This window comes from Euryhalocaulis caribicus (genome assembly GCF_000412185.1).
Taxonomy (GTDB): Bacteria; Pseudomonadota; Alphaproteobacteria; order Caulobacterales; family Maricaulaceae; genus Euryhalocaulis; species Euryhalocaulis caribicus.
Genome location: NZ_ASJA01000004.1, coordinates 150,001 through 176,423 on the forward strand (window position 1 = coordinate 150,001; position 26,423 = coordinate 176,423).

19 protein-coding genes (1 of these 19 running past the window's edge) are annotated in these 26,423 nt (G+C 61.7%); 12 read left to right on the forward strand and 7 right to left on the reverse strand.

Going from position 1 to position 26,423, the window contains the following annotated elements:
- Positions 1-175: the final stretch of a GDYXXLXY domain-containing protein gene (locus L338_RS16380; RefSeq protein ID WP_022697279.1), read on the forward strand. 401 nt of this gene lie to the left of the window's left edge; 175 of the gene's 576 nt are visible here — the last part of the coding sequence; the start codon falls outside the window, past its left edge; its stop codon occupies positions 173-175.
- Positions 176-188: 13 nt separating this feature from the next.
- On the opposite strand, the gene L338_RS05045 is transcribed toward L338_RS16380, so the two are convergent.
- Complete coding sequence (locus tag L338_RS05045; protein WP_022697280.1) at positions 189-620, reverse strand: CBS domain-containing protein; 432 nt, start codon at positions 618-620, stop codon at positions 189-191.
- 129 nt (positions 621-749) lie between these two features.
- Here L338_RS05045 and L338_RS05050 point away from each other — a divergent pair, with 129 nt between their 5' ends.
- Positions 750-2,231: a tetratricopeptide repeat-containing sulfotransferase family protein gene (locus L338_RS05050; protein WP_022697281.1), complete on the forward strand. Its 1,482-nt coding sequence runs from the start codon at positions 750-752 to the stop codon at positions 2,229-2,231.
- Here the strand turns inward: L338_RS05050 and L338_RS05055 are convergent.
- From L338_RS05055 to L338_RS05075, 5 genes are all read right to left on the reverse strand, one after another.
- Positions 2,213-2,896 carry a hypothetical protein gene (locus L338_RS05055; RefSeq protein ID WP_022697282.1) on the reverse strand — a complete coding sequence of 228 codons (684 nt, stop codon included), beginning with the start codon at positions 2,894-2,896 and terminating at the stop codon, positions 2,213-2,215. The genes L338_RS05050 and L338_RS05055 overlap by 19 nt on opposite strands.
- A 9-nt stretch (positions 2,897-2,905) precedes the next feature.
- Positions 2,906-3,586, reverse strand: a complete 681-nt coding sequence (locus tag L338_RS05060) for a sulfotransferase family 2 domain-containing protein (protein WP_022697283.1) — start codon at positions 3,584-3,586, stop codon at positions 2,906-2,908.
- A 77-nt stretch (positions 3,587-3,663) separates the two neighbouring features.
- Positions 3,664-4,344 carry a sulfotransferase family 2 domain-containing protein gene (locus tag L338_RS05065; protein WP_022697284.1) on the reverse strand — a complete coding sequence of 227 codons (681 nt, stop codon included), beginning with the start codon at positions 4,342-4,344 and terminating at the stop codon, positions 3,664-3,666.
- Positions 4,345-4,531: 187 nt separating this feature from the next.
- Entirely contained in the window at positions 4,532-5,899 is a 1,368-nt protein-coding gene (locus tag L338_RS05070; RefSeq protein WP_022697285.1) for a calcium-binding protein, read from the reverse strand.
- Between the two features lie 290 nt (positions 5,900-6,189).
- Entirely contained in the window at positions 6,190-6,858 is a 669-nt protein-coding gene (locus L338_RS05075) for a rhomboid family intramembrane serine protease (RefSeq protein ID WP_022697286.1), read from the reverse strand.
- Positions 6,859-7,026: 168 nt separating this feature from the next.
- Between L338_RS05075 and hfaA the strand changes: the two genes are divergently transcribed.
- The 3 genes from hfaA to hfaD are packed head-to-tail and all read left to right on the forward strand — an operon-like array spanning position 7,027 to position 9,617.
- Positions 7,027-7,440 (forward strand): holdfast anchoring protein HfaA, encoded by a 414-nt coding sequence (gene hfaA, locus L338_RS05080; protein WP_022697287.1) that lies wholly within the window; start codon positions 7,027-7,029, stop codon positions 7,438-7,440.
- Positions 7,433-8,437: a holdfast anchoring protein HfaB gene (gene hfaB, locus L338_RS05085; protein WP_022697288.1), complete on the forward strand. Its 1,005-nt coding sequence runs from the start codon at positions 7,433-7,435 to the stop codon at positions 8,435-8,437. The genes hfaA and hfaB overlap by 8 nt, the downstream gene beginning before the upstream one ends.
- Positions 8,352-9,617, forward strand: a complete 1,266-nt coding sequence (gene hfaD, locus L338_RS05090) for a holdfast anchor protein HfaD (RefSeq protein WP_152485821.1) — start codon at positions 8,352-8,354, stop codon at positions 9,615-9,617. Before hfaB ends, hfaD begins: the two co-directional genes overlap by 86 nt.
- Here hfaD and L338_RS17305 read toward each other — a convergent pair.
- Positions 9,614-9,970, reverse strand: coding sequence for a hypothetical protein (locus tag L338_RS17305; protein WP_152485822.1), 357 nt, complete (start codon positions 9,968-9,970; stop codon positions 9,614-9,616). The two genes, hfaD and L338_RS17305, sit on opposite strands and share 4 nt — an antisense overlap.
- Here L338_RS17305 and L338_RS16385 point away from each other — a divergent pair.
- The 7 genes from L338_RS16385 (at position 9,969) to L338_RS18095 (ending at position 26,336) form a co-directional block, all read left to right on the forward strand.
- Positions 9,969-11,993, forward strand: a complete 2,025-nt coding sequence (locus L338_RS16385; protein WP_022697290.1) for a calcium-binding protein — start codon at positions 9,969-9,971, stop codon at positions 11,991-11,993. The two genes, L338_RS17305 and L338_RS16385, sit on opposite strands and share 2 nt — an antisense overlap.
- A gap of 183 nt (positions 11,994-12,176) precedes the next feature.
- The gene (locus tag L338_RS05100) at positions 12,177-15,080 is read left to right on the forward strand and encodes a calcium-binding protein (RefSeq protein WP_022697291.1); all 2,904 of its coding nucleotides are present in this window, start codon (positions 12,177-12,179) and stop codon (positions 15,078-15,080) included.
- A 222-nt stretch (positions 15,081-15,302) separates the two neighbouring features.
- Positions 15,303-17,615, forward strand: coding sequence for a M10 family metallopeptidase C-terminal domain-containing protein (locus L338_RS16390; protein WP_022697292.1), 2,313 nt, complete (start codon positions 15,303-15,305; stop codon positions 17,613-17,615).
- A gap of 252 nt (positions 17,616-17,867) precedes the next feature.
- Positions 17,868-20,639: a calcium-binding protein gene (locus tag L338_RS16395; RefSeq protein ID WP_161624598.1), complete on the forward strand. Its 2,772-nt coding sequence runs from the start codon at positions 17,868-17,870 to the stop codon at positions 20,637-20,639.
- Positions 20,640-20,810: 171 nt separating this feature from the next.
- On the forward strand, positions 20,811-22,298 hold the full coding sequence (locus L338_RS05115; protein WP_022697294.1) for a calcium-binding protein: 1,488 nt from the start codon (positions 20,811-20,813) through the stop codon (positions 22,296-22,298).
- Between the two features lie 133 nt (positions 22,299-22,431).
- On the forward strand, positions 22,432-22,785 hold the full coding sequence (locus L338_RS05120) for a M10 family metallopeptidase C-terminal domain-containing protein (RefSeq protein ID WP_022697295.1): 354 nt from the start codon (positions 22,432-22,434) through the stop codon (positions 22,783-22,785).
- A gap of 239 nt (positions 22,786-23,024) precedes the next feature.
- Positions 23,025-26,336 carry a calcium-binding protein gene (locus tag L338_RS18095; RefSeq protein ID WP_022697296.1) on the forward strand — a complete coding sequence of 1,104 codons (3,312 nt, stop codon included), beginning with the start codon at positions 23,025-23,027 and terminating at the stop codon, positions 26,334-26,336.
- Positions 26,337-26,423 lie beyond the last annotated feature (87 nt).

The following is a 26,423-nucleotide window of genomic DNA, read 5'->3' on the forward strand; positions in this document are numbered from 1 at the left end:
CGCCCGTTTCGATCTGCCCCGGCGCTATTACGCGGACGCCGAAACCGCCCTGGCGCTGGAAACGGAGCTGCGTGAAAACGGCTTTCAGGTGATTCTTTCACAGCAGGCGGGGCGTCCGCCCGTGCTCAAAGGCCTAATTGTCGACGGCGAACGCCGGGTCGACACGGTTTTCTAGCGAAGAATCGCGATCAGCCGGTCGCGATATAGTCCTTCATCGCGCGGGCTTCGGCCTCGGCTTCGGCGATTTTCCGCTTCACAACATCGCCAATCGAGATCACGCCGATCAGTTTTCCGTTCTCGACTACGGGCAGATGACGAATCCGGCGGTCGGTCATCATTCCCATCATGCCGTCCACGGAATCCCCAGGGCCGCAGAAGACGACATCCCGCGTCATGCACTCCCCAACCCGCACATTCAGGGCCTCCGCGCCGGCGCGCGCGATCTGCCGCGCCAGGTCGCGTTCGGAAAATACGCCGACCGGGCCGCCGCTTTCGCCGACGATAATCACCGCGCCAATCCTCTTCTCGTCCAGAAGCTGCGCCGCCTCCGCCAGGCTGGCTTCCTGGGAAATGGTGAAAACCTCTCCGCCCTTGTCCTTGAGAATCGATGCCGCTGTCATGGCTGTGCCTCCCTGTTGTTATGCAGAGAGTGCAGCGCATTGCGCCAAGATTCAATTTGCGCTGCGCAAATCGGTGACTCTGACAGGCGGACTAACTATTGTCCGCGCGGTCTGAAAACGGGGTGGGACATGGCTGACTCAAGCGAATTGCTGATCCGGGCGCGGGATGCGGCCAAACAGAAACGCAATGGCCTGGCGGTCATGCTCCTGCGCCAGCTGGCGCAGGAAAACCCGCCGCTGGGCCAACGCTGGGGCGCCGCGGCGCAGCTCGCCGCCAGCCTGCAGGATATGTGGACGGCCGCGGAAGCGCAGAAACGCATGGTCGAAACCGGCCGCAGGGACACCGCATCGCGCCTCAGCCTGGCCCGCTTCCTTCATGAATCAGGACAGTTCGAGCCGGCGCGCGCCGAAATCGAGGCTCTGTACGAGGATGATCCCGGCAATGTCCGGGTTGTCTATGCCTCCGCCTACATCAATGCCCGCCTGCAGAATGACGAGCTGGCGATCGAGCGGTATCGCGAAGCCGCCCTTATGGATCCACGCCAGTCCGTGGCCTGGGCCGTCATGATGCGGATGAAAAAGGCCACGGAGGGCGACCCGGATATCGACCATATGCGCCGGGCGGAGGCGCAGCTCACCGAGGAAAAGGCCCCTTTGCGCGCGCCCGTGAAATACGGCCTTGGCTACGCCATGGAGCATCTGGGCGATTACGATTCGGCCTTCAGCCTCATCAGCGAAGGCTCGCACCTGATGCATGAGCATCACCAGTATAACCGCACGCGCATGGCGTCCGTCCTGCAGGGGCTCAAGAACGCCTGCCCGCCGGAAATGATCGCCAATGCGGAGGGCCACGACACCGACCGGCCGATCTTCGTGGTTGGCGCGCCGCGCGCCGGGACGACGCTGGTGGAGACCATTCTCAACGCCCATAGCGGCGTGGTCGGCGGGGCGGAGCTGCCCTTCATGACCGTCGCCAGCTATCCCGCGCAGAACGCGGCCAGCGAATCGCCGGGCAATACCGACGCGGCGCTGAAGCGGATGCTGGGGCCCGATGCGTGGAAAAAGATCGGCGCAACCTATGCCACGCTGGGCGCGGAGCGGTTCGGGCCGACCGGCAAATTCGTCGATTCGACCACCACCACCCCCTGGCAGATGGGATTCATCCTGTCCGCCATGCCCAATGCGCGCATCATCTGGATGACGCGCAACCGCGCCGACGCCCTGTGGGCGATCTACAAGGTGCTGTTCGCGGTGTCCCAGACCTTCTCCTACGACTTCGCGAACATTCAGGATCGCCTGAACTGGATCGCGAATCTGCGCGACCACTTCGCCGAAATCGCCCCGCAGAGCCAGATTCTGCGCGTCAATTACGAGGATCTGGCGCGCAATCCGGACGAATGGATCCCGAAAATCCTCAGCCATTGCAATCTGGAGTATGAGGACTCGGTCCGCGACTTCCACAAAAGCGACCGGATTGTCTCCACGGCCAGCTTCGCACAGGTGCGTCAGCCTATCTCGACCAAGAGCATCGGGTCATGGCGGCGCTATGAGCAGCACCTGGCCCCGATCTATCGTGAGGTTATCGGACCCGATTACGAATCCGAATCGTAGTCGAAGGCGCGGAACATCCACCCCAGCTCATCGCGCACGACGTCCCGGGTCTCGTCCTCATAATAATCCGCCCAGGGGGCGAACGCCTCTTTCTGACGATACGGGCCTTTCAGCCGCTCCGGCTCGAAAGGCAGGTCCAGCTTCGCGCAGACGCGCTCCACGCCCTCTTCCAAGGCCTCGAAGCGGATGATTTCGTCCAGGAACATGTCGCCATTCAAGGTCAGAACCCGCCGCATTTCCGGCAAATGCGGTGAAACGACCAGCCAGTCACGGAACACCTTCCGCGTGGCGCTGAAATCCAGCCCCTGCAGGCGCTCGCGTTCATAGTCCGGCATCCATGCGTGGAACCAGGCGACCGTCAGGTCGAACGGATTTCGCACGACGCTGAATTTCAGATATTTCGGCCAGCGCGCGGGACCCACCAGCTTGTACAGCCGGTCCGGCCGGCTGATCGGGCCGATCGTGTCGTCCGGATCCGGCCGCTTGCGCGCTTCCAGTGTGCGGCTGCTGACAATGCCGTGCTTGGTGCGCTCGGATTCACGCTCGATTGCCGGCTCGAACGCGCCCGGGCGGACACAATAAGGCTCGAAATAGATCTCGGCCTCCCAGCCGGTCACCCGGGACGTATTGATATAGACGAATTTCTTTTCGTGACTGACCAGCATCAATTCGCCTCAGACATCGTCGGGATCATAATGGAAATGCTCAAACTCCCAAGCAAAGCGATCACGAATGATCTGCTTGGTTTCCGGGGTGTAGTATTCTCGATAGCCGGGAAAACCGTCGCGCTTGCCCACCTTGCGCTGCGGCATCAAGGCCGGCTCGAACGGCGTGTCCACCCGCTTGCAGACCGCCTCTATGTCCTCCAGCAGGCGCTCATAACGGATCACTCCGTCAATAATGATCTCGCCGCGGATTGATGTGTACATTTCATCATTGGGCGTGGAGGGGAAAATAATCAGCCAGTTCCTGAACATCTCGCGCGTTTCCGCGAAGTCCCGTTCCCCAAGCCGGTCGCGGTCGTCCTTGGGCATGCGCATGTGGAACCAGGAAACCACCTTGTCATAGGGATTGCGGATACAGGTGAACTTGAAATACCGGTTCCAGATTTCCGGACCCACCTTCTCGCGGATGCCTTCCGCCGACAGGTGGCTGGTAAAGCCGCCGGAGGTGGCGTGATACCGCTTGTGCCGCGCCCCGATTACGCCCTGCGCCGTGATTTCGGCGGGGCGGCCCTGTGAGGGCTGATACGCGCCTTCAGGCAGGCACCAGCGCTCGAAATACTCCTCGACGCTGGTTCCCGCGGTTTTCGCGCTTTTTATGAAAATGAATTGCTTTCGGTGGCTAACCAGCATGCTGTTCCAACATCCCCCCGGCGGACGCCCCCGGCCCGCGCTGTATGCCAGTGTGTTAGTGAGCGCCCCGCGCGGCGTCAATCAGCCTGGTCGAACCCGTAACCGAAGGTTTCCAGCTCCCACGCATAGATATTCCTGATCACCGCGATGGTCTCGTCCTCGTAATAGGCCTTCCATGCGGGAAAGCCGTCACGATAGCCCTTTTTGCGATGCGGCAGGCGATTGGGATCGAACGGAATATCCAGCCGCCCGCACATCGCCTCCAGGTCCTCGCCCAGCCGCTCATAGCGCATGACGTGATCAAGGCAGAACGTCCCGCCTATCGTGCAGAAATGACGGTCGCGCGGCACCTGCGGCGCAATGATCAGCCAGTCGCGGAATACCCGTCTGGTTTCCGCGAAATCCAGTTTTGAAAGACGTTCCTTTTCTTCCGGCGGCATATGGAAGTGAAACCAGGAAACAACCTTGTCGAAAGGGTTTCGAACGATCGAGAACTTCAGATAAGCGTCCCAGATATCATCGCCGACCCAGCCCTTGACCCGCTGGGCGGGGGCGTGACTGAAATACTTTTCCCCGGGATCGGGTTTCATGCGCCGGGGGCCGACAATGCCGGCCTCCGTCTCCAGAGCCGGGCGGAGCGCCTTGTCCGCTTCCACGCCTTCCGGGACACACCAGGGTTCGAAATAAAGCTCGACGCTTGTACCGGCGGTCTTGCCGGTCTTCAGGAAAATGAATTTCTTCCGGTGGCTAACCAGCATCACTGAACGCCGTGGCATTGAACGGGTTGAATCGAACGCCTCCGCCGGGAACGGCGCTGGCGCGTGTCACGGCTTGGACCAGCCGCGGAAAAAAATCGACAGAAAAAATCAGAAAACTGAAGCCGAAAAAGAAACGGGCCCCTCCAACCGGAGGGGCCCGTCCCAAGATCGTGAGATCGTCGCTGTATTACAGGACGATTTCGTTGGCGGTGATGATCTCACCCGAGCCGCCGATCGTCAGGTCGGCAATGCCGTCGCCATTCGTGTCGCCAAAGATCGTCCAAGTGGACGCGCCGGTGACAGAGATGACCAGCTCGCCGGCCGTGCCGGTGAAGGCCGTCACGACGGTGAAGGCCTGATCGCCAGTCGTGTTGTCGTCAGCGTCGATCGCGGAGATGTCGACCGTGTCTTCGTCCTGGTCGAACGCGCTGATCAGGTCAGCGGACACCAGAACCGGGCCATTGGATTCGGCCGCGGAGGTGTAGACGAAGGTGTCGGCGTCATCGCCGCCGGTCAGCAGGTCAGCGCCCAGACCGCCATAGATGACGTCGGAGCCAGCGCCGCCGGAGATGAAGTCACCGCCGGAGCCGCCGAACAGGGTGTCGTTACCCGCAACGCCCGGCGCCAGGTTGTCACCGAAGATGCTGTCAGCGCCAGAACCACCGTAGATGGTGTCGTTGCCGGTGTTGCCGATCAGCGCATCATTGCCGGAGCCGCCATACAGAACGTCGTTGCCGCCATTGCCGTAAACGATGTCGCCGCCGGTGCCGCCAAAGACGGTGTCGTTACCGCCGCCGCCATAGATCAGGTCAGAGCCGGACAGACCGTAAAGCAGGTCATTGCCGCCATTGCCGTTGATCGAGTCGTTGCCGGTGGCGCCGACCAGCAGATCGTTGCCCAGGCCGCCATAGATGACGTCGGAGCCGGAAACACCGTAGAAGATGTCATCGCCGGTGTTGCCGAAGAAGAAGTCGCTGGCCGTGGAGCCAACGAAGACTTCAACGTCGAAGAACGCGATACGGCCGCCGACCGTCGGGGTCGCCGTCGCGGAGCCATTAGCGTTGATCACGAAGACGTAGCCGCCCGTCGCGGACAGCGAGAAGTTCGCCGTGTCCACGCCGTCGCCGCCGAACACGATGTCCGCGCCGTCGCCGCCAACAAAGGCGAAGATGTCGTTGCCGCCGTCACCCAGCAGGCGGTCAGAGGCCGCGCCGCCATAGATGAAGTCAGCGCCGCCGCCGCCAAAGATGATGTCGGCGCCCGCGCCGCCATACAGCGTGTCGGAACCCGCGCCGCCATTGATGTAGTCACGGCCAGCCATGCCGGCGATGAAATCGGAGCCGGCTTCGCCCCACAGCAGGTCGCCAGCAGCGCCGCCATAGATGGAGTCGTTGCCGTCGCCGCCATAGATGTTGTCAGCGCCGGACTGACCGTAGATCAGGTCAGAGCCGCCATTGCCAAAAATCTCGTCCGGGCCGGAGCCGCCATAGATGACGTCCGGGTTGGAGGTGCCTTGAATCCGGTCAATGCCGGTTGTGCCAGGAATAAGTGCCATTGTTTGTCTGCTCCCGCATCACTTACGAAACCTAATGTGCGCCACACCCTAAGGGTTGAGAGGGGTTCGCGCAATATGATTTCGACTGGTGTCGTTAAAAGTTTATCACAAGCGGAACGTCCCCCCTCGCACGACGCTCCGGCCCACCTTATTGCAGCTTCAGAAGCGCGCCGCAAGTGCGCAGGAATATTCAAAAGTAAAAACGCCCGGACGTGATGCCCCTATATATTTCCGAATGTTGCGCCGCGCCGCCCGATTATGCGCGCGGCCGGTTTCGTGGGGCGTCAGCGTCAGTCCAGTCCCGGGCTGGAGACGTCCCGGCCCGCCCTTGAGCGGGCACCGAAAATCATGAGCAGAGGCGGGAAAAGCAACAGCCCGGCAATCAAACCGCCAATATGGGCCGCCCAGGCGACGGGAATCGGGAATGCCGCGGCGCTGACAGCCAGCACAATATTAATAAGCAGCCATGGCGCGGCCATACGCGCCGCGCCGCCCCAGCCGCCCCGCGCATAACCGGCCGCCGCCAGAACGCCTGACAGCGCGCTGGACGCGCCGACCGCGATTCCCGGCTCGCCGCCGGCCGCGATCACCTGCCCCGCCGCGCCGCCAGCCGCGCATATAAAGAAGAATACGAGAAAACCGGTTGTCCCCCGCAGGCCTCGCCCGAACGATTCGGCCACGGGCGGACCAAAGGCGGCCAGCGCCGCCAGGTTCATCAGGAGGTGGAGCACGCCGCCATGCAGGAAGACATGGAGAATATAGGGGGCCGCCTCTCCCAGCGGGCGCGGCGGCTGGGCGCCGGTGACAATCGCGCCCGCGCGCAACAGCCAGTCTTCGGCTTGCGGCGGCCCGAACAGCTGCCCCGCGGTCACCGCGGCAATGGCCGCGGCGAGCCAGACCAGCACGGCGGGAAAGCGATTGAAGACAGGCTGACGGGCGGGCGGGTCAATTCGGGACATCGGTTCAGTCATAGAGCCAATATGGGGCAAATCCCCGCTGGCGCGACCTCCATTCCCTGAGATTCCCCATAAAAGCGAACCTTCCGGGCGGCCGAAGGGATGCGGATTCGCGTGGCACGGGCGTTGCACTCGCCTTCACCGAAAGCTTGCGCAAATGGAAACGCAAAGATGACCAACCGATCCCTCACCTACCTCGCCTCCGCCGCGGCGCTGATCGCCGCGCCGGCTCAGGCGCAGACCTTCAGCGACACCGCTGGCGAGTGGAACGCGCCCTATGGCGGCTATGTCGGCGAAGAGAACCGCGTGGACTCGCCCGGCACCCGCGACGCCAGCGGCAACCGGGTCATCGTGGACGGACGCATCCTGACCGCGGAAGAAGCGACCAATCTGCCCCGTGAACTGGGCGGCCGGGCGCGCTCTGTCGGCGTGGGGTCCGCCACCGCCATCGGCAACCAGCTGAACGTGGTGACGCAAGGCAACTGGAACACCGTGATCATCGATTCGACGCAGATCAATAACGGGGATGTCGTGGCAAACGCCAGCGGCGAAGTCCTGAACGGGGAGATCAACCTCAATGACTAAGTCTCTGAAATCCTCCCTGGTCCGCCGCGCCAAGCGCGTGGGCGCCCTCGCCGCCTCCGCGGCGCTGGCCGCCTGCGCCCAGACGGCGGGACCGAACGGCCTTTACAAGACCCCGATCGGCAACGCGCCGGTCACCACCAATCCGACGCCCTACACGGCGGGCCTTGTCTGCCTCGGCCAGTATGCGCGGTCCAGCGGCATCGCCTCGCCCCGCGTCGCGGTCGGCCGCATCGTCGACTATACCGGCAAGGTGGAGCTGGAAGGCGGCGCCAAGGTGACACAGGGCGCGTCCCTGATGGCCATCTCCGCCTTCGCCAAGTCCGGCGCGCGCCTGGTCGAACGCTACGACACGTCCGTGTCGGAGCTGGAGCTGAAATACGCCAATAACAAGCTGATCTCCGACGGGGCCGAAGGCTTCCGGAAGATCCATGCCGGCCAGGTGCCGGGCTCCGACTTCTATCTGGTCGGCGGCATCACGGAGCTGAACTACAATATCCATTCGTCCGGCATCGACGCCTTTGGCGGCGACGTGGACGCCACCGACCCGAAGGGCAGCTTCACCCGCCGCGTCTTCGTGATGAATGTCGGGCTGGACCTGCGCCTGGTGGACACCCAGTCGCTGGAAGTGGTGGATGTCATCTCCTACCAGAAGCAGATCATCGGCCGCGAAATTTCGGCCGGCGTGTTCGCCTTCTTCAACAATAACGTGTTCGACATCGGCGCGGGCGGCAAGGCGCTGGAGCCGATCCAGCTGGCCGTGCGCTCGGTCATCGAACGCGCCGTGCTTGAAATGTCCGCCAATCTCTACGGCGTCGCCGGTCCGCAGGTCTGTTCCTATGACGACCCGCTGTCCACCTATGGCGCGTCCGGCAACTACACCGTCGCTTACACCGATACTCTGGAGAGCAACAATGCCTATACCCGCGAAGATCCGTCTCGCTGGCACGACAGCCGCGATGCAGGCGTTCGTACTTATCTGCGCGGCCGGTACGAGTAACGCGCAGTCGCTCGAAGTTGTCGAACCCGACAGCGAGATCATTAATGAGCAGGTCGACCTGAACGCGGACATTGTCGTGGAATCGCGGACCGAGGCGGAAATCGCCGACGCCGCCACCTCCAACGCTAACGCGCTCGGCAACACGCTCTCGGTGCATTCGCGCGACGTCGATGTCGGCGTCACCAGCGACCAGCAATTCGGCGGTCGCGCCAGCGCCGACGCGCAGACGGACGTGAACGGCGCGGGCATCGCGCTCTCCACCTCCGCCGCCATGGCGAACACGGCGACGGTCACCACCGATACGGCCGACGCCGGCGTCCTGCTCCGCCAGGACGTGACGCAGGGCTCCGAAGTGACCTCCCGCGCCACCACCACGGTGCGCGGCGGCGCGGACAGCGCCATCGCCGCGGCGCAGAGCGCGGCCAATAACGCCGGTCTGCTGCCCGGCTACGGAACGACGGGCGAAGGCACGATCATCCAGTCCAGCGGCGCGGAAAGCGTGGCCGTCGGCCGGATCGTCGGCGACGGCGCGGCCCCCTGGGTCAGTTCCGCGACGGGCCTGGCGGTCGGCAACTCCATCTCCGCGGGCGAGGACACGACCCGCGTGCTGCTGGACGCCGAACAGACCAATACCGGCGCGGTGCGCGGCAAGGCCTTCATCGACGCCGATGTCGCCAATGAGACCATCGCCGCCAGCCAGGCCGCCGGCAACAATATCGCGGTCGAAAACGACTATCGCTATGCCGGCCTGAACGCGCGTCAGGACAACCAGGCGGACGTGAACGCCCGCTCAGAGGTTTCCCTGATCGGCTTCAACGATGTCGCCTCGGTCAGCGCGTCGGGCGTGGGCAACTCCACCACCGTCTCCAATATCGGCTCCAGCATCGGCGCCGATATCGACCAGACCAATTCGGGCCGCGTGCGCGCGGTGGGATCGTTCGACGGCGGGACGGGCTCCACCGGCCTTGTCACCACCACCGCGTTCGGCAACGCCGCCTCCGCCTATGCCTGCTCGGACTGCGAAGGCGCGGCGATCAACGGCTCCAGCCGCCAGGTCAATGACGGCAAGGTCGTCTCCCGCTCCACAGCCTCCGCCTATTCCGGCGCCCTCCTCTCCTCCAGCGCCACCGCCGTCGGCAACAGCGCCAGCTACGAGGTGACGAACTCGCGGGGGGACTAAGAGGCGCGGCGTCCGAACTGAAGCCTCATTGGCGGCTTTAGGCGCGACAACGCGTCACGGAATAATAATGCCTTTTCTCCACGAATAATGAACCGGTCTGTTATTCGCCTGCCGACCGTCAGATTTTTCTTTGCGTCAAAAATCGGGCTTCGCCCTTGATTTGAATAAGTAAACAAGCGTCTTCCAATGACCGCTGGATTGACCAGCGCAGCGCTCATTAATGTCAAGCCGTAAAACAGGCCTTTCCCTGAATAATACAGGCGCTGATTTCTCGCCGCCGCCCCCCGGTGGCCATTCAAGAGTACGCCTGTTAGTTCAGCAGGAAACTTCAAGGAATCGGGAAATACGGGCATGGCGAGATATTACGGCGGATCCTACGCCTCGGCTTACACGGGGGGGCTGACCATTCGTGGCGGAGTCGGCGATGACACAATCACCGGCGGGTCAGGCGACGACGTCGTCATAGGGGCCGCGCATTCCGACACCATGACGGGCGGCGCCCGGTCTGACCGGTTTATATTCAAGCGAACCAGCGAGATCGATGATGATGAAATCACCGATTTCAGCGCCCAGGATCATCTGGTTTTTCAGGGCTTAGACGTCATCACACCCGTTTTCAGCGGCGCGGAAAACGAAATCTGCTACGAAAAATCTGGCGGGCAAACACTGATTCAAACGGACACCAACGACGATGGAGCGGCCAACTACACAATGAAACTTCTAAACGGCGAATTTGATTTTAAAGAAACAACCCCCGGCTCTCTCGACATTGCGCAAATCGCGCCCGCCGGTCTGATTGTTGGCACGTCGGGCGACGACACGCTTACGGGCGGCGCAGGCACCGACACAATTTACGGCCTGGCGGGCGATGATCTGATCTCGGGTGAAAGTGGCGACGACCTGCTGTTTGGCGGCGATGGGGGCGACACGCTTCAGACCGGCCGCGGCAATGACCAGATTTTTGGCGGCGATAGCAGCGACCGGATCGAGATAGTCTCCGAGACATACGAGACTGAAAACGACTATATCGACGGTGGCGCAGGCAGCGACTCACTCGTCCTGGATCTTTTTGTGGACTTTACAAGCGGCCACGTTGTCGATCTCGCGGCCGGATTGTTGACCTATAATGGTGACGCCCGGGCGACGCTCATCAGCATCGAAGACGTCGTTCTTGAGGGCAACGCCGCCGGCGTCATCGGCGATGGCAATGACAACTTCATTCTTGCAACCGGTGATTACGATAACACGCTCAACGGCAATGGCGGCGATGACCTGATTATTAGCGGTGGCGGCGCCGATATGGTCTCGGGCGGCGCTGGCAACGACACTCTTAGCGGCGGCTCCGGCGCGGATGTGCTGGACGGCGGCAATGGCGTCGACACAGCGGATTACTCCGTCCTCTCGGCGGGCGTGACGGTCAATCTAGCGGCCGGAACCGGAATCGGCGGCGACGCTGAAGGCGACACGCTAACAGAGATCGAGAACCTGATCGGCTCGACGCAGAACGATGCGCTATACGGCGATGCAGAGAATAATGTCCTCGACGGCGATGACGGTGATGACGCGCTTCGTGGTAATGCGGGGCAAGACAATCTGTATGGCGGCAACGGCGGCGACAATCTGAAGGGCGGCGGCGCAACGGATAATCTCTATGGCGGGGCCGGCGAAGACCGCCTGTTCGGCGAGGGCGGCGGCGACGCGCTTTATGGTGGCGCCGGGGCGGACAAGCTGTTCGGAAATGGCAATAACGACGTGCTGTTCGGCGGCGCGAATGATGATTTGCTGTCAGGCGGTTTTGGCGACGACCGGGTTTACGGAGATGCTGGCGGGGATACGCTGAACGGCGGCCCGGGGAACGATACTGTATTCGGCGGATCTGACGACGATACGCTTCTGGGGGCCAATGGTTCTGATCTTCTTTATGGCGGGACGGGCAGCGATGTCCTGAGAGGCCATTCCGGCACCGATACAATCTATGGGCAAACCGGCAATGACAAGCTTCAGGGGGGCAATGGAAGCGACATCCTGATAGGCGGCGAAGACCGGGACATGCTTTTCGGCGGAACCGGAGCCGATGCTTTTGCCTTGCTCGATATCGCCGACTCAGGAACCAGCGGCGCAGACCGCGACATCATCCGCGACTTCGAAAGCGGCCTCGACTCAATCGATCTCTCCGCCATCGACGCTGACACGTTAAGCGGCGGTGATCAGGCCTTCGACTTCATCACGGGCGGCTTTACCGCCGCGGGACAGGTGCGGGTGATCGATCAGGGCGGCCGCTGGCTGGTCCAGGGCGAGGTGGATGGAGACGGCAACGCCGATTTCGCCATCCTTGTCTTCGGCGCCGCGCCAGTAGAAAGCGATTTCATATTATAGGCGCCAGTCGCGTTCAAAACAGCGAGCTTCGGTTCAAGTCCGCGCTATCTTAAAAAGTGCGGTCTCTGGACCGAGGCTTGCATCCCCGGCGGGTTAAAAAAATATTTTCCCGGAATGGTGGTCACGCGCACATGCGTTTGTTAGTCCGCCCCTGAATATTGATTCAGGCACGGGGAGTTTTTCATGGCCAATTTCTACGGCGGAAGCAGCGGCGAAACCATCGAGGGCACCGAAGACGACGACTATATCGATGGCAATGGCGGCAACGATACGCTGTATGGCAATGGCGGCAATGACAACATCGATGGCTGGACCGGCGACGACATCATCTATGGCGGCGTAGGTAACGATAATCTGGACGGTGAAGGGGGCGAGGACATCCTCTATGGCGGCGACGGGGATGACGACCTGGACACCGGTTTTTCGGATGACCTTTTCGAGGAAGACCTTCTCTATGGCGGCGCCGGCGACGATGTCCTGTATGATGATGAAAGCGCCAATACCCTGGACGGGGGAACCGGCTACGACATCCTTTACTGGATGCCGACAGACGACAGCCTCGCGATAGATATCGACATATCGACCACCGCGATCGTCCAGAACAACAACACGTCCTACACGGACGCGCTTTCCGGCATCGAAAAGATTATCTTCGAAGAATCCTCCGACGAAGATGACACTTACGATGCGAGCGCGGCCGGTAATATTGATTTCGAAATCGATGGCGATGATGGCAACGACACCATCATTACGGCCGGCGGCGACGACCTGATCTATGGTGGCGACGGCGATGATTCGATCAATGCCGGCGCGGGCGACGACCGGATCTATAACGACCGCGGCATGGACACGATCGACGGCGGCGCGGGAACCGACACGCTGATTTTCGATTACGGGTCCAGCGGCGACGTTACAGTGACCGACGACACGATCACCTATGACCTGTACGGCGGCTCGCAGACCAGTTTCACCAATATCGAAGTGCTGGAAATCGATGCATCGCGCTATAGCGACTTTATCGATGCGTCTGCCTCAACCATGGATCTTGAGATATTCTCGGGCGATGGCAGCGACACAGTCATCGGCGGAGCGGGCGATGACTGGATCCGCGGTTTCGACTCCCCTGACCTGCTCACCGGAGGGGCCGGCGCCGACACGTTCTTCATGTTCGACCCGGATGAAATGCGCGACGATGAAATCACCGATTTCAGCGCCGAAGACCATATTGTCTTTGACCCGTACTATAGCCCGGTCTTCATCGGGACCGCCGCCTTCACGGGAACCGAGAACGAAATCCGCTACGAAAAGTCCGGCGGCGAGACCCGGCTCATCCTCGATCAGAACGGCGACGGTTCGGGCAATCTCACGCTGACGATCAGCAACGGCGAATTTGATCTGGAGGAAACATCCCCCGGGTCGCTGGATATACAGATTGTTGCGCCGTCAAACGTCGTTACGGGCACGTCCGGCGCGGACCAGCTTTATGGCGGATCCGGCGCGGACTCGATCTATGGCCTGGACGGCGAGGACGCCTTGCATGGACTGAGCGGACAAGACGCGCTGTTTGGCGGCAACGGCGACGACAGCTTCCATGGCGGCGCCGGATCTGATGATCTGTTTGGCGGCGCAGGCCAGGATAACGCCAATTATTCTGCCTCAAACGCCGGCGTTACGGTCGCCCTCGTCTCCGGTACCGGGTCGGGCGGCAATGCGGAAGGCGACATGCTGACCGGAATCGAGAATGTGACAGGCTCCGCCTTCGATGACCTCCTCGATGGCGACAATTCCAGCAACACCCTGTATGGCGGCGATGGCAATGATACGCTCTATGGCCGGGACGGCAGCGATCTTCTGCACGGCAATGCAGGCCTGGATGATATCCGTGGCGAAACCGGGTCGGATACGATCTTTGGCGGCGCCGGAAATGATTTCCTGCTCGGCCAGGGCGAAAATGACACCCTCTTTGGCGGCGGCGAAGACGATAACCTGTTCGGCGGCGGCGGGCAGGATGTCCTTTATGGCGGCGCCGGGTTCGACTCCCTGATAGGCGGCGAAGGGGCGGACCATCTCGTCGGGGGCGGCGATGAAGACATTGCGAATTACGAAGATTCCGCCAGCGGCGTCACGGTGAACCTGAATTCCGGCGACGGCATCGGCGGCGACGCCGAGGGCGACACCTACGCCGATATGGAGAGCGCGCGAGGATCGGACTTTGCCGATTCTCTCTTCGGAACGGACGCTCATAATTCTCTTTATGGCGGCGCGGGCGATGACGTGCTGCGCAGCTATGGCGGTTCTGACTATGTCGCCGGCGGCAGCGGAGCCGACAATATCAAGGGCGGCGGCGGCGTTGATTACCTGAACGGAGAGTCAGGCGCCGACCGTATATTCGGTGAAGGCGGCGGAGATCTCATTTTCGGCGGGTCCGGTAATGACCGTCTCTTCGGCAACGGCAACGATGATACGCTCTACGGTCTTGACGGTCAGGACCTGCTCGCGGGCGGCTATGGAGACGACACCCTGGCCGGCGGCGCGCAAGCCGATGTTCTGAATGGCGGACCCGGATCGGACCTGCTCAATGGCGGCACCGGCGATGACACGCTTCTCGGCGTTGACGGGAATGATCGCCTCTATGGCGTTTCCGGCTCCGACATTCTGAAAGGCTTCTCCGGCAATGACCTCCTGAGCGGGGGTGAAGGCGTCGACAAGCTGAAAGGCGGCGCCGGCAGCGATGCGCTGAAAGGCGGCGCGGGCCGCGACCTTCTGTTCGGCGGAACCGGCAGCGATAATTTCCTTTTCGACGCGGTTGCCGATTCTGGAACAGCCGGCGCCGACCGCGACATCATCCGCGACTTCGAAAGCGGTGTGGATACAATCGACCTCTCCGCCATCGACGCGGACGCCATCACCGGCGGCGATCAGGCCTTTACCTTCATCACCGGCGGCTTCACCGCCGCGGGCCAGATCCGCGTCATCGATCAGGGCGGCCGCTGGCTGGTCCAGGGCGAAGTTGACGGAGACGGCAACGCCGATTTCGCCATCCTGGTCTTCGGCGAAGCGCCGGTGGAAAGCGACTTCGTGCTTTAGGGCCTTGCCCATTTGACCGCATCAAAGACTCCGGCCGCGCGGCCGGAGTCTTTACCTAAGTAAACATATTAAAATTTATTAAGAATTTGCGGAACCAACCCCGCAAAGGCGCGTTGCCAGACCTTAAGCCGGGGAGACGGCTAGCACAAAAACAGTATTCGCAAGTCCGGAAACAGGTCGTTTCCGGAAGCGATGGGGTATTATCTGAAAGCGAGGCGCATAATGCTGACGCAACCGCAGAACGGACTTCTTCAATTCGACTACGCCGTGATCACCGCTGGAGGCGGAACAGTCTCAAGCGGCCAGACCTTCAAGACCGCCTTTCCCGCCGATGGCGTGGGCGACATGAAAACCGATGCGGTTCAGCCCCTTCTGATCACCACCGACACCATCGCCGACGACATCTCCACCACGGTGTCCATTACGGTCGACGGCCCGCACGTCTTTTCCGCCATAGACACGATCGGCGATCAGGACTTCTTCTCCGTGGAACTGACCGAGGGGGAGATTTACGAGATCGGGATGTTCGCTCACATCGGCGGGGAGAACCTGGTTCCCCTCCCCGACGCCTATCTGGAAATCTATGACGAGAGCGGAAACCTGATCGTCATCGCCGATGGCGGCGGGCCGAACACGCCCTCCGGGCTGGACGCCCTGCTCTCTTTCACCGCGGACTATACCGGCACATTCTACATCAATGCCCGCGCCTATGACGAGCTGATGGAAAACGGCGAGACGGGCGATTTCGTCGGCGATTACGAGCTGTTCGTGGAAACCGGGGACGAGTTCAGCTACCAGCCCTATTATTCGCCGGATCAGCCCCTGCACGCCATCGACTGGGGCACGCAGATCGACGGATCCTCCCGCAATCCGGACGGCGACCAGGGCCCGCGGGACAATGGCGAACCCTTTACCGGCTATGCCTGGAATCCCTATGGCATCGAGGGCAAGACGGTCGTCACCTATTACCTCGCCAAGCAAGGCGATGTCTTTGTCAGCGAAGATCCGACCAATCCCGGCCTGACGGAAAACATCGTGGCCTCCGGCTGGGATGAATGGGAACAGGAAGCCCTGGAGGTTGCCTTCGACCAGTTCGAAAGCGTGGCCGACATCGTCTATATCGAGGTCGATAACCGCAACGAGGCCGACTTCACCCTGATCACCTATTCCGGCACGCCCGGCCCGGGCGTCAGCCTTCTGGGCCGCATGAGCCCGCCGGACGAACAGAATGAAGGCCAGGCGGAATTCAACTCCGGCGACGAGCGCTGGAACGAGGAAGGCCTCGCCCAGGGCGGCTTCACCTTCGTCACGCTGATCCATGAGCTGGGCCACGGCCACGGCCTCGCCCACCCGCATGACAGCGGCGGCCGTTCGGGGGTGCTCAGCGGCGTCGAGACCGAAGGCGCGGTGGCGGACTACACGCTGGGCGACTTCAACCTGAACCAGGGTGTCTACACCATGATGTCCTATGAGGATGGCTGGCAGACCTCACCCTATGGCCAGGCCGACACCAGTGATCCGTTCGGCTGGCTCGGCGGCCTGATGGCCTTCGACATCGCCGCCATTCAGGACAAGTACGGCGTCAATGAAGACACCAATACCGGCGACGATGTCTATGTCCTGAAGGACGTCAACGAAGCCGGCACCTTCTATGAGAGCATCTGGGACGCGGGCGGCGAGGACCAGATCGTCTATAATGGCGACCGCGACGCCAATATCGACCTGCGCGACGCCACGCTGGAATATGAGGAAGGCGGCGGCGGCTGGATGTCTTACGCCTTCGGCGTGCATGGCGGTTTCACCATCGCCAACGCCGTCACCATCGAAAATGCGCGCGGCGGCAACGGCAATGACACGCTCACCGGCAATGAGGTCGCCAACCGCCTGTTCGGCAATGATGGCGACGACATTATCCTTGGCGGCGAGGGAGAGGACCTTCTGCGCGGCGATGGCGGTCAGGATATCCTTTACGGCGAAGACGGCGCGGACAATCTGAAAGGCGGTGCCGGGGCCGATACGCTTACCGGCGGCGAAGGCGGCGACCGTCTCTTCGGGGAAGGCGGCGCGGACGCCCTTTATGGCGGCGAGGGGAACGACAAGCTCTACGGGAATGGCAATGGCGATTTCCTCGACGGTCAGGCCGGCAACGACCTTCTGATCGGCGGCGTTGGCGATGACAGCCTCGCCGGCGGAGAAGGGCGCGACGTTCTGTTCGGCCAGTCCGGGGCGGATGTCTTCATCCTGCGCGATATTTCGGAAACCGGCCTGACCGGCGCGGACCGGGACATCGTCCGCGACTTTGAATCCGGCGTGGACCTGTTCGACCTGACATCAATCGACGCCGATATCCTGACCGGCGGGGATCAGGCCTTCACCTTCATCACCGGCGGCTTTTCCGGAACGGCGGGCGAACTCCGCGTCATGGACAATGGCGACCGCTTTGTCCTGCAGGGGGACGTCGATGGCGACGGCGGCGCGGACTTTGCCGTCCTCATCTTCGGAGACCAGCCGGTCGAGGCGGATTTCCTGCTATAGCAACTCCTCGACCTCATGATCGTTCTTCCGTCCGGTGGGCGGCGGCCCGCCGGACGGTTGTATTTTCCATGTGCAATCGCGCCAGCAACAAATAATTTCAATATACATGTGGTTGAACTTGTTTTTTAACACATGTTAGGCGTCCCGCCATCCTCGATAGATGTATTGGATGAATGGGAGCCATGATTAATGCCTTTGATTGATAATATTAATATCGCCGATATTCATTTTTATAACAAAACAGAACCCGGGTTGGGCGGGCAAAATCAGGACGAAAACACCGGCGCCGCGACAGCCGGCGCGAATGAGGACTCCCCTGCCCCGGTCGAGCTTCTCACAGGCACGTCCGGCGATGACAGCCTGGAAGGCGGCGCCGGGCCAGACACGATTTACGGTCTGGCCGGCAGCGACCTGATCGAGGGCGCAGGGGGAAATGACTCCCTCTTCGGCGGCGATGGCGATGACCAAATCGAAGGCGGCACGCTCACCACCTCAGACAATAGCGGCGGCGACTATATTGTCGGTGGCGACGGCGACGATACGCTCGACGGCGACGACAATAATGACAGCTTATACGGCGCCATGACGTTCGACGGCGACGGCCTGATCAATTCGGACACGCTGTTCGGCGATGACGGCAATGACGGCCTGTTCGGATCCGATGGCGGCGACGAGCTTTTCGGCGGCGACGGCGATGACATTCTCCGCCCGAATGACGGTGACGATCTGGTCTATGGCGGCGGCGGGACCGACATTGTCAGCTATTTCAACGCCACGGGCATGGTGGTCGCCAATCTTGAGACCGGCGTTGCCTCCGGCGCCGACGGAGCGGACACGCTAGCCGGCATCGAAAACCTGCAAGGCTCGGCCTCCTATGGCGACGTGCTGACCGGTGATAGCGGCACAAACGAAATTCTGGGCTGGGGCGGCGATGACAAGATCGATGCCGGCGACGGCGCAGATACGGTCGAGGGCGGCAATGGCAATGACCGTGTCATCGACACCGATGCGATCAATTTCGACATGCATGACGGCGGCGCAGGAAATAATGACTGGATCGATTACAGTGGCGACTTCTTCGGCAGTACTGTCGAAATCGATCTCGCCGCGGGTCAGGCCGTCGTCAATGTCAGCGGCGGCAATACCGAAACCCTGCTGAATTTCGAAAATGTCGAAGGCAGCCAGGGCGGTGAGACCATCCGCGGCGACAGCGGCAACAACAAGCTGCTGGGCAATGGCGGCGGCGACATAATCGAGGGCGGCCTGGGCAATGACTACATCGCAGGCGGCGAAGGTGAGGACACCATCCTGACTGACCGCGGCAGCGACACGATCATCGGCGGCGCCGGTGATGACCGCATTGAAAAGGTCGCGGGCACCTTCTCTGATGAGAGCGATTCCATCGACGGCGGCGCGGGGACCGACACCCTCGTTCTTGATTCCAGCGCCGCTTACACCAGCGATCATCACGTCGACCTCGCCAACGGCCTGCTGACTTTCAATGGTGAAACGCGCGATACGTTGACCGGGATAGAAAACATAAATCTGGAGGACACCCCGGCCGACGCCACGGGCGATAACAACGATAATCTCATCCTTGCCACGATGAACCATGACAACACGCTGACCGGCAATGGCGGCGCGGACAGCATCTATGCCGGCGGCGGCAATGACACAGTGATTGGCAACTCGGGCGATGACATACTGGACGGCCAGGCCGGCTCGGATGTCCTGAACGGCGGCACGGGCGACGATTACATGGAGGGCGGCACAGGCAGCGATCAGCTCTTGGGACTGGACGGCAGCGATGCCCTCTACGGCGAAGGTGGCAACGACACCATCCGTGGCGGCGCGGGCCTTGATTATCTTGTTGGCGGCGATGGCGTGGATAACCTGAAAGGCGGCGCGCGCGCCGATGATCTTGTAGGCGGCAATGATGACGACCGCATGTTCGGCGGGGGCGGCGCAGACTTTATGCGCGGCGGCGCCGCCAATGACCGCCTGTTCGGCAATGGCAATGCCGACATGCTGCATGGCGATAACGGCGACGACGTACTGGTTGGCGGATTCGGCGACGACACGCTATTCGGCGGCGACGGCGAAGACGTACTGAACGGCAGCAATGGCGACGACCACCTGCAAGGCGGTTTCAATAATGACATCCTGAATGGCGGTGACGGCGCTGACGCGCTCTACGGCAATTCCAGCAGCGACACGCTGAAAGGCAATATCGGCGAGGACATGCTTTATGGGGGCTCTTTCGCCGACACGCTGAAAGGCGGCGCGGACGGCGACGGCCTCTATGGCGACGCCGGCGATGACCTGCTGTTCGGCGGCGACGGGCTGGATACGCTCAATGGCGGCGACGGCGCCGACAAGCTGTTCGGCGGCTTGGGAGATGACGTCATGAACGGCAATGAAGGCGGCGACCGGGTCATCGGCGGCCCGGGCGAGGAAATCGTCTATGGCGGCGCGGGAAGCGACGTGCTGAAAGGCGGCGCGGACGACGACTATCTGAACGGCGATACCGGAAACGACACGGTGTTCGGCGGGGCCGGCGAGGACGCTGTCCTGGGCGCTGAAGGCTCAGACGTTCTAAAAGGCGAAGCGGGCAATGATTATGTCCGCGGCCACGCCGGCGACGACAAGCTGAAGGGCGGCGACGGCGATGACCGGATACTGGGCGATGGCGGCGAAGACAAGTTGTTCGGCGGCAGCGGCGCGGACGAGTTCGTCTATAAAACCACATCCGATTCCACGGACGCCGCGCGCGATCTGATCGCCGGCTTCGAAAGCGGTTCGGACTTCATCAATCTGGTCGGCATCGACGCCGACACCGGAACCGCGGGCGACCAGAGCTTTACCCTCATTACAGGCGGTTTCTCCAACACTGCCGGGGAGTTGCGGGTGGTCGACCAGGGCGGGAAGTCACTGATCCAGGCCGATGTAGATGGCGACGGCGCATCCGACTTCTCGATTGCGGTCTTCGGCGATGAGCCGATAAGCACCGATTTTGTGTTCTAGAATTGCGCTATAATCATTTGGCCGCTCACAACAGCCTGGCGGCCAGATGATATCGTCAGACTGTTTGCGCATCTGAACGCACAGTCACAAAAACAACACCAACATTCGATTTACTTCACTTATTTATGCATTATAGTTGCAAACTATAATGCATAAACTGTGGAGACTGTCATGGCGCTCATTCCCGGAACCGATGGACCCGATAATCTGGAAGGCGGGTCGGGCGACGACACGATCAACGGCGACAGCGGCGATGACGTCCTCTCCGGCCTTGGCGGCAATGACCTGATCTTCGGCGGCAATGGTCAGGACACCCTGTTCGGCGGAACCGGCGTGGATGACCTGTTCGGCGGCAATAACGCCGACCTCATCTATGCCGGCGATGGCGACGACACCGTCAACGGCGGCACGGGCAATGACTTCATTTCCGGCGGATCCGGGGCCGACAGCATCGCCGCGGGCGACGGCGAGGACACGGTCTTCGGCGGCAATGGCGATGACACGGTCTTTGGCGGTAACGACATCGACGCCCTGTATGGCGATACCGGGTCGGATTATCTCAATGGCGGCGCCGGCGACGATTCCATGTTCGGCGGCGACGGCGACGACCGCTTTATCGGCCTGGCCGGCGCGGACGCCTATTTTGGCGGCGCGGGCACCGACCTGGCCAATTTCGCGAACGCCGGAACCGGCGTCACGGTCAATCTGATGGCGGGCGTGGGCCTTGGCGGCGAAGCCGAGGGCGACACATTCGACGGCGTCGAGAACGTCCGCGGGTCCAATTTCGACGACTCGCTCTTTGGCGATGACAACGCCAATTCCCTCTACGGTCAGGCGGGCAGCGACATTCTACGCGGCAATGGCGGCAGCGACATGATTTCCGGCGCTTCGGGCGAGGATAATATCAAGGGCGGCGGCGGCGACGATCTCATCAATGGCGGCGATGACGCGGACCGGGTGTTCGGCGAAGGCGGCGCGGACAATGTGTTCGGCGGTGACGGCGACGACCGGCTTTTCGGAAACGGGAACGACGACCGTCTCAGCGGCGATAACGGCCTGGATTACATCATTGGCGGGTTCGGAAATGACAGCCTTTTCGGCGGCAACATGGCCGACACGATCAATGGCGGCCCCGGCTCGGACGACATGTTCGGCGGCACGGCCGGCGACACCCTGCTGGGCGTTGACGGCAACGACTATATGAGCGGCGACGCCGGCGATGATGTCCTGAAAGGCATGACCGGAAACGACATCATTTACGGCGGATCCGGCATCGACAAGATTCAGGGCGGCTCCGGCAACGACTCCATCTTTGGCGGCTCCGGACGGGACCTGCTGTTTGGCGGGACCGGCTCCGACACTTTCTTCTACCGCTTCGAGACCGATACCGGCGCCACAGGCGCCAATCGCGACATCATCCGCGACTTTGAAAGCGGCCTGGACACGATCAATCTCGCCACCATCGACGCGGATTCGACTACCGGCGGCAATCAGGCTTTCACCTTTATAACCGGGGGATTCACCGCCGCCGGGCAGCTGCGCGTGGTCGATCAGGGCGGCCGCTCTCTCATCCAGGCCGACATAGACGGCGACGGCGGCGTAGATTTCGCCATCATCGTCTTCGGCGACACCCCGGTGGAAAGCGACTTTTTCCTCTGACGCCCGCCCTTCAGGGCCACTGGACGCCTGACCTTCAGGCGCGAACAGCTGTGACACGCTGGCTGCCGTCTCCACAGGGTCGCGCCCGGGTTATACTTGGACATCAAGCAGGAGCGCCGTCTGGCATGGGCAAATGGCGCTACTTACGGGCGACGGCGGAGACAGGCTGTTCGGCAGCCGCGGCGCGGACGAGTTCGTCTATAAAACCACATCTGATTCCACAGGCGCCGTGCGCGATCTGATCGCTGGTTTCGAAAGCGGTTTGGACTTCATCAACCTGGCCGCCATTGATGACGACACTGGAACCTCGGGCGATCAGTTCTTCACCTTCATCACCGGCGATTTCTCCAACACAGCCGGAGAGTTGCGGGTTGTCGACCAGGGCGGGAAGTCACTGGTCCAGGCCGATGTGGACGGCGACGGCGCATCAGACTTCTCGATTGCGGTCTTCGATAATGAGCCAGCGGAAGCGGATCTTATACTCTAGAACGGCGCTACAAGCTTTGACGCCCTCATTCAGCAAACGCCCTGCGCAAATTACAGAGCGCTTGCTGACTTAAATCGCGCTCAATGTTCAGAATTAGGAAGCAGGTTTAACTTATCTGTTAAATTCAAATATTTTATAACTATGCATACAATACACAATAACAATTATATTGTATCGGGTTTACGAAAATCTTTTGCAATGTTTAAATTTAGAAAACGTATATATGCACGGGGGCAAGCATGGCCATTATTAATGGAACTGGCGGCAGTGATATACTGGTTGGCGATACAGGCTCTGACACGATCTACGGTAATGGAGGAAGTGACTATCTCTATGGCCTTGAGGGCACGGATCGTATTTTCGGCGGCACAGGCATCGATTCCCTTTTCGGCGGTCACGGAAACGATTTGCTGAGTGGGGGCGATGCCAGGGATTATCTCTTTGGCGGGACGGGCGTTGATTATTTGTACGGAGGCGATGGAGAAGACAAATTAGACGGAGGAATCGGGTCAGATACCCTCATAGGCGGAGCAGGCGGCGATACGCTGAATGGCGGCTTTGGTGGCAATGACGCTGCGCTCTACTGGAACTCGACTGCCGGCGTTACGGTCGACCTGGACTCGGGAGAAGGCAGCGGCGGGACGGCTGAAGGCGACACGCTGATCGACATCGAGTGGGTCTTCGGCTCCGATTTCGATGACAGCATAACGGGTTCAGATTCTGGTCCCGGCTCCTCCAACAGGTTGTACGGACGCGAAGGCGACGACTTCCTCAATGGTCTCGGCGGGTTTGACGACCTTTACGGCGGGGCCGGTTCCGACGCGCTCTTCGGCGGCGACGGCAACGACGAACTGACCGGGGGCGACGGGGATGACACGCTCAGCGGCGGCGACGGCGATGACACGCTGATCGGCGGGGCTGGCGCAGACAGCCTCAGGGGCGGCGCGGGCGTGGATCTGATCGACTACGAGTTCTCGAGCGCGGGCATCACCATCAATCTCGAGACAGGCTTCGCATCAGGCGGTGATGCTGACGGCGATAACCTGCTCTCAATCGAAAGCGTTTTTGGCTCGTATAACGATGACCGGGTATTTGGGACCGGCGCCGCAAACCTGCTTGCCGGCAGAGATGGGGATGACCTTGTACGCGGCTATGGCGGCGCGGACGAGTTGTATGGCGGCAGCGGCATCGACTCGCTGTTCGGCGGCCAGGGCAATGATGAAATCTTTGGCGGCATCGGCGCCGATTCGTTGTTCGGCGGCAGTGGCGACGACGTGCTTCACAGCGCCTTCTCCGGCGAGACAGCCGATGGCGACCTTCTCTCCGGCGGCGCGGGCGACGACACACTCTACAATGGCGCGGTCGACAGCACGCTTCTGGGCGGCGGCGGCAATGACCTGATCGTTGATGAAGGCGGCGACGACATCATCAATGGCGGCGCCGGTATCGATACGGTCGACTATTCCGAATTCAATCCCTCTGACCTGTTTGTCAGCCTCGCCCTTGGCTCCGCGGCGACGACCAACGATGGAACTGATGTCCTGGCCAGCATTGAAAACGTCATCGGGTCTCCGGATTCGGACGTTATCGACGGGAACGCAGCGGATAACAGCCTGTCCGGCGGCGGCGGCGATGACAGGGTTTCGGGCGCTGATGGCTCGGACGCGCTCTATGGCGGCAGCGGCGCTGACACGCTTTATGGCGAAACCGGAAGCGACACGCTGCAAGGCGGCGGCGGCCAGGACGAGTTGTTTGGCGGTGACGGCGGCGACGTGCTTGAAGGCGGATCCGGCGCCGACACTCTGAGGGGTGGCGCGGGCGCGGATGTCCTTCGCGCTGGCGGCGAGGCGGACATGCTGTACGGCGGCGCCGGTGCAGACTCGATGTATGGCGGCAGTTTCCTCGACACCCTGTTTGGCGGTTCGGGCAATGACATGCTGGAGGGCGAAGCCGGCTCGGACACGCTCTATGGCGGCGCCGACAATGACACGCTCTACGGACAAAGCGGCAGAGACCTGCTCGAAGGCCAAAGCGGCGACGACCTGCTGTTCGGCGGAATGGGTGAAGATACCCTACTGGGCGACAGCGGCGCTGACACGATCCACGGTGACGAAGCCTCGGACCTTGTTTTGGGCGGCGACGGAAATGATCTCGTCTATGGCGGCCTGGAGGACGATGAACTCTATGGCGGCGCCGAGAATGACACGCTCCATGGCGGCCACGAAGAAGACTTGATCTATGGCGGTTCTGGCGAGGACACACTCTACGGCGGCCAGTTCCAAGACACGCTGTTCGGCGGCGCGGACAATGACGCCCTGTTTGGCGGTTCAGCGGGCGACGGCCTGTATGGCAATGAAGGCGACGACACGCTGACCGCCGGCGCTGGCGAGGACTTTCTCTTCGGCCAGGGCGGCAACGATGAGCTGTTTGGCGGAACCGAAAACGACGTTCTCGTCGGCGGCCCCGGCGCGGACGTCATTGATGGCGGCGACGGCGTCGACACCGCCTCCTACCTGGCGTCCGGTCCAAGCTTCTCCGCCGGCGAGCCGGACCTCCGCGCGCCAACCCAGTCGGTCACGGTCAACCTGGCCGCCGGAGCAGGGATCGGCGGAGAAGCCGAAGGCGACACCCTGACCGGGATCGAAAATGTCATCGGCTCGAATTTCGATGACGCGCTCTTCGGCGATAACAACGCCAACCTGCTGGGCGGCGCAGGCGGCGCGGACACGTTGCGCGGGCGCGGCGGCCAGGACGTCATCTATGGCGAGGGCGAAGGCGGCCTGGCCGGGGCCGACAACATCAAGGGCGGCGCGGGCAGCGACGACCTGTATGGCGGCGGCGAGGACGACCGGATATTCGGCCAGGGCGGCGAAGATTACATCGCCGGCGGCACGGGCGCCGACAAGCTGTTCGGCAACGGCAACCGGGACGTCATGTTCGGCGGCACAGGCTCGGACCTTCTGGCAGGCGGCCGCGGCGATGACCGTTTGATCGGCGATGACGGCAATGACGTGCTGAATGGCGGTGACGGGATCGATACCCTTTATGGAAATGATGGCGCTGACACCATTTTGGCGGGCTCAGGGGATGACAGCTTGCTGGGCGGCGCCGACGATGACGTGCTCAAAGGCCATACGGGCAGTGACCTGATTGATGGCGGAACCGGCCAGGACAAGCTTCAGGGCGGAAGCGGCGATGACGTGCTGGCCGGCGGCCTCGGACAGGATTTCCTGTTCGGCGGCGCCGGCGGCGATACGTTTGTGCTGGAGGATATTGCGGAATCGGGGATCGGCGGCGGCAGCCGCGACATCATCCGGGATTTCCAGAGTATTGATCAGATAGACCTGTCCGCCATCGACGCGGACACAGCCCGGAGCCGCGACCAGGCGTTCGAATTCGTGACAGGCGGATTCACCGAAGCCGGACAGTTGCGCGTCATCGATCAGGGCGACCGCTACCTTGTTCAGGGCGAGATAGACGGCGACGGAAACGCTGACTTCTCCATCCTGGTCTTCGGGGATGAGCCGTTGGAAGTCGACTTTATCCTCTAGACGCCTTCTCATCGGCCCAGCTTCATGTGAATGGCGCTATTCAGTATAATAGGCTTATCGCGTAACGGATTAGACGCGGGACAGGCT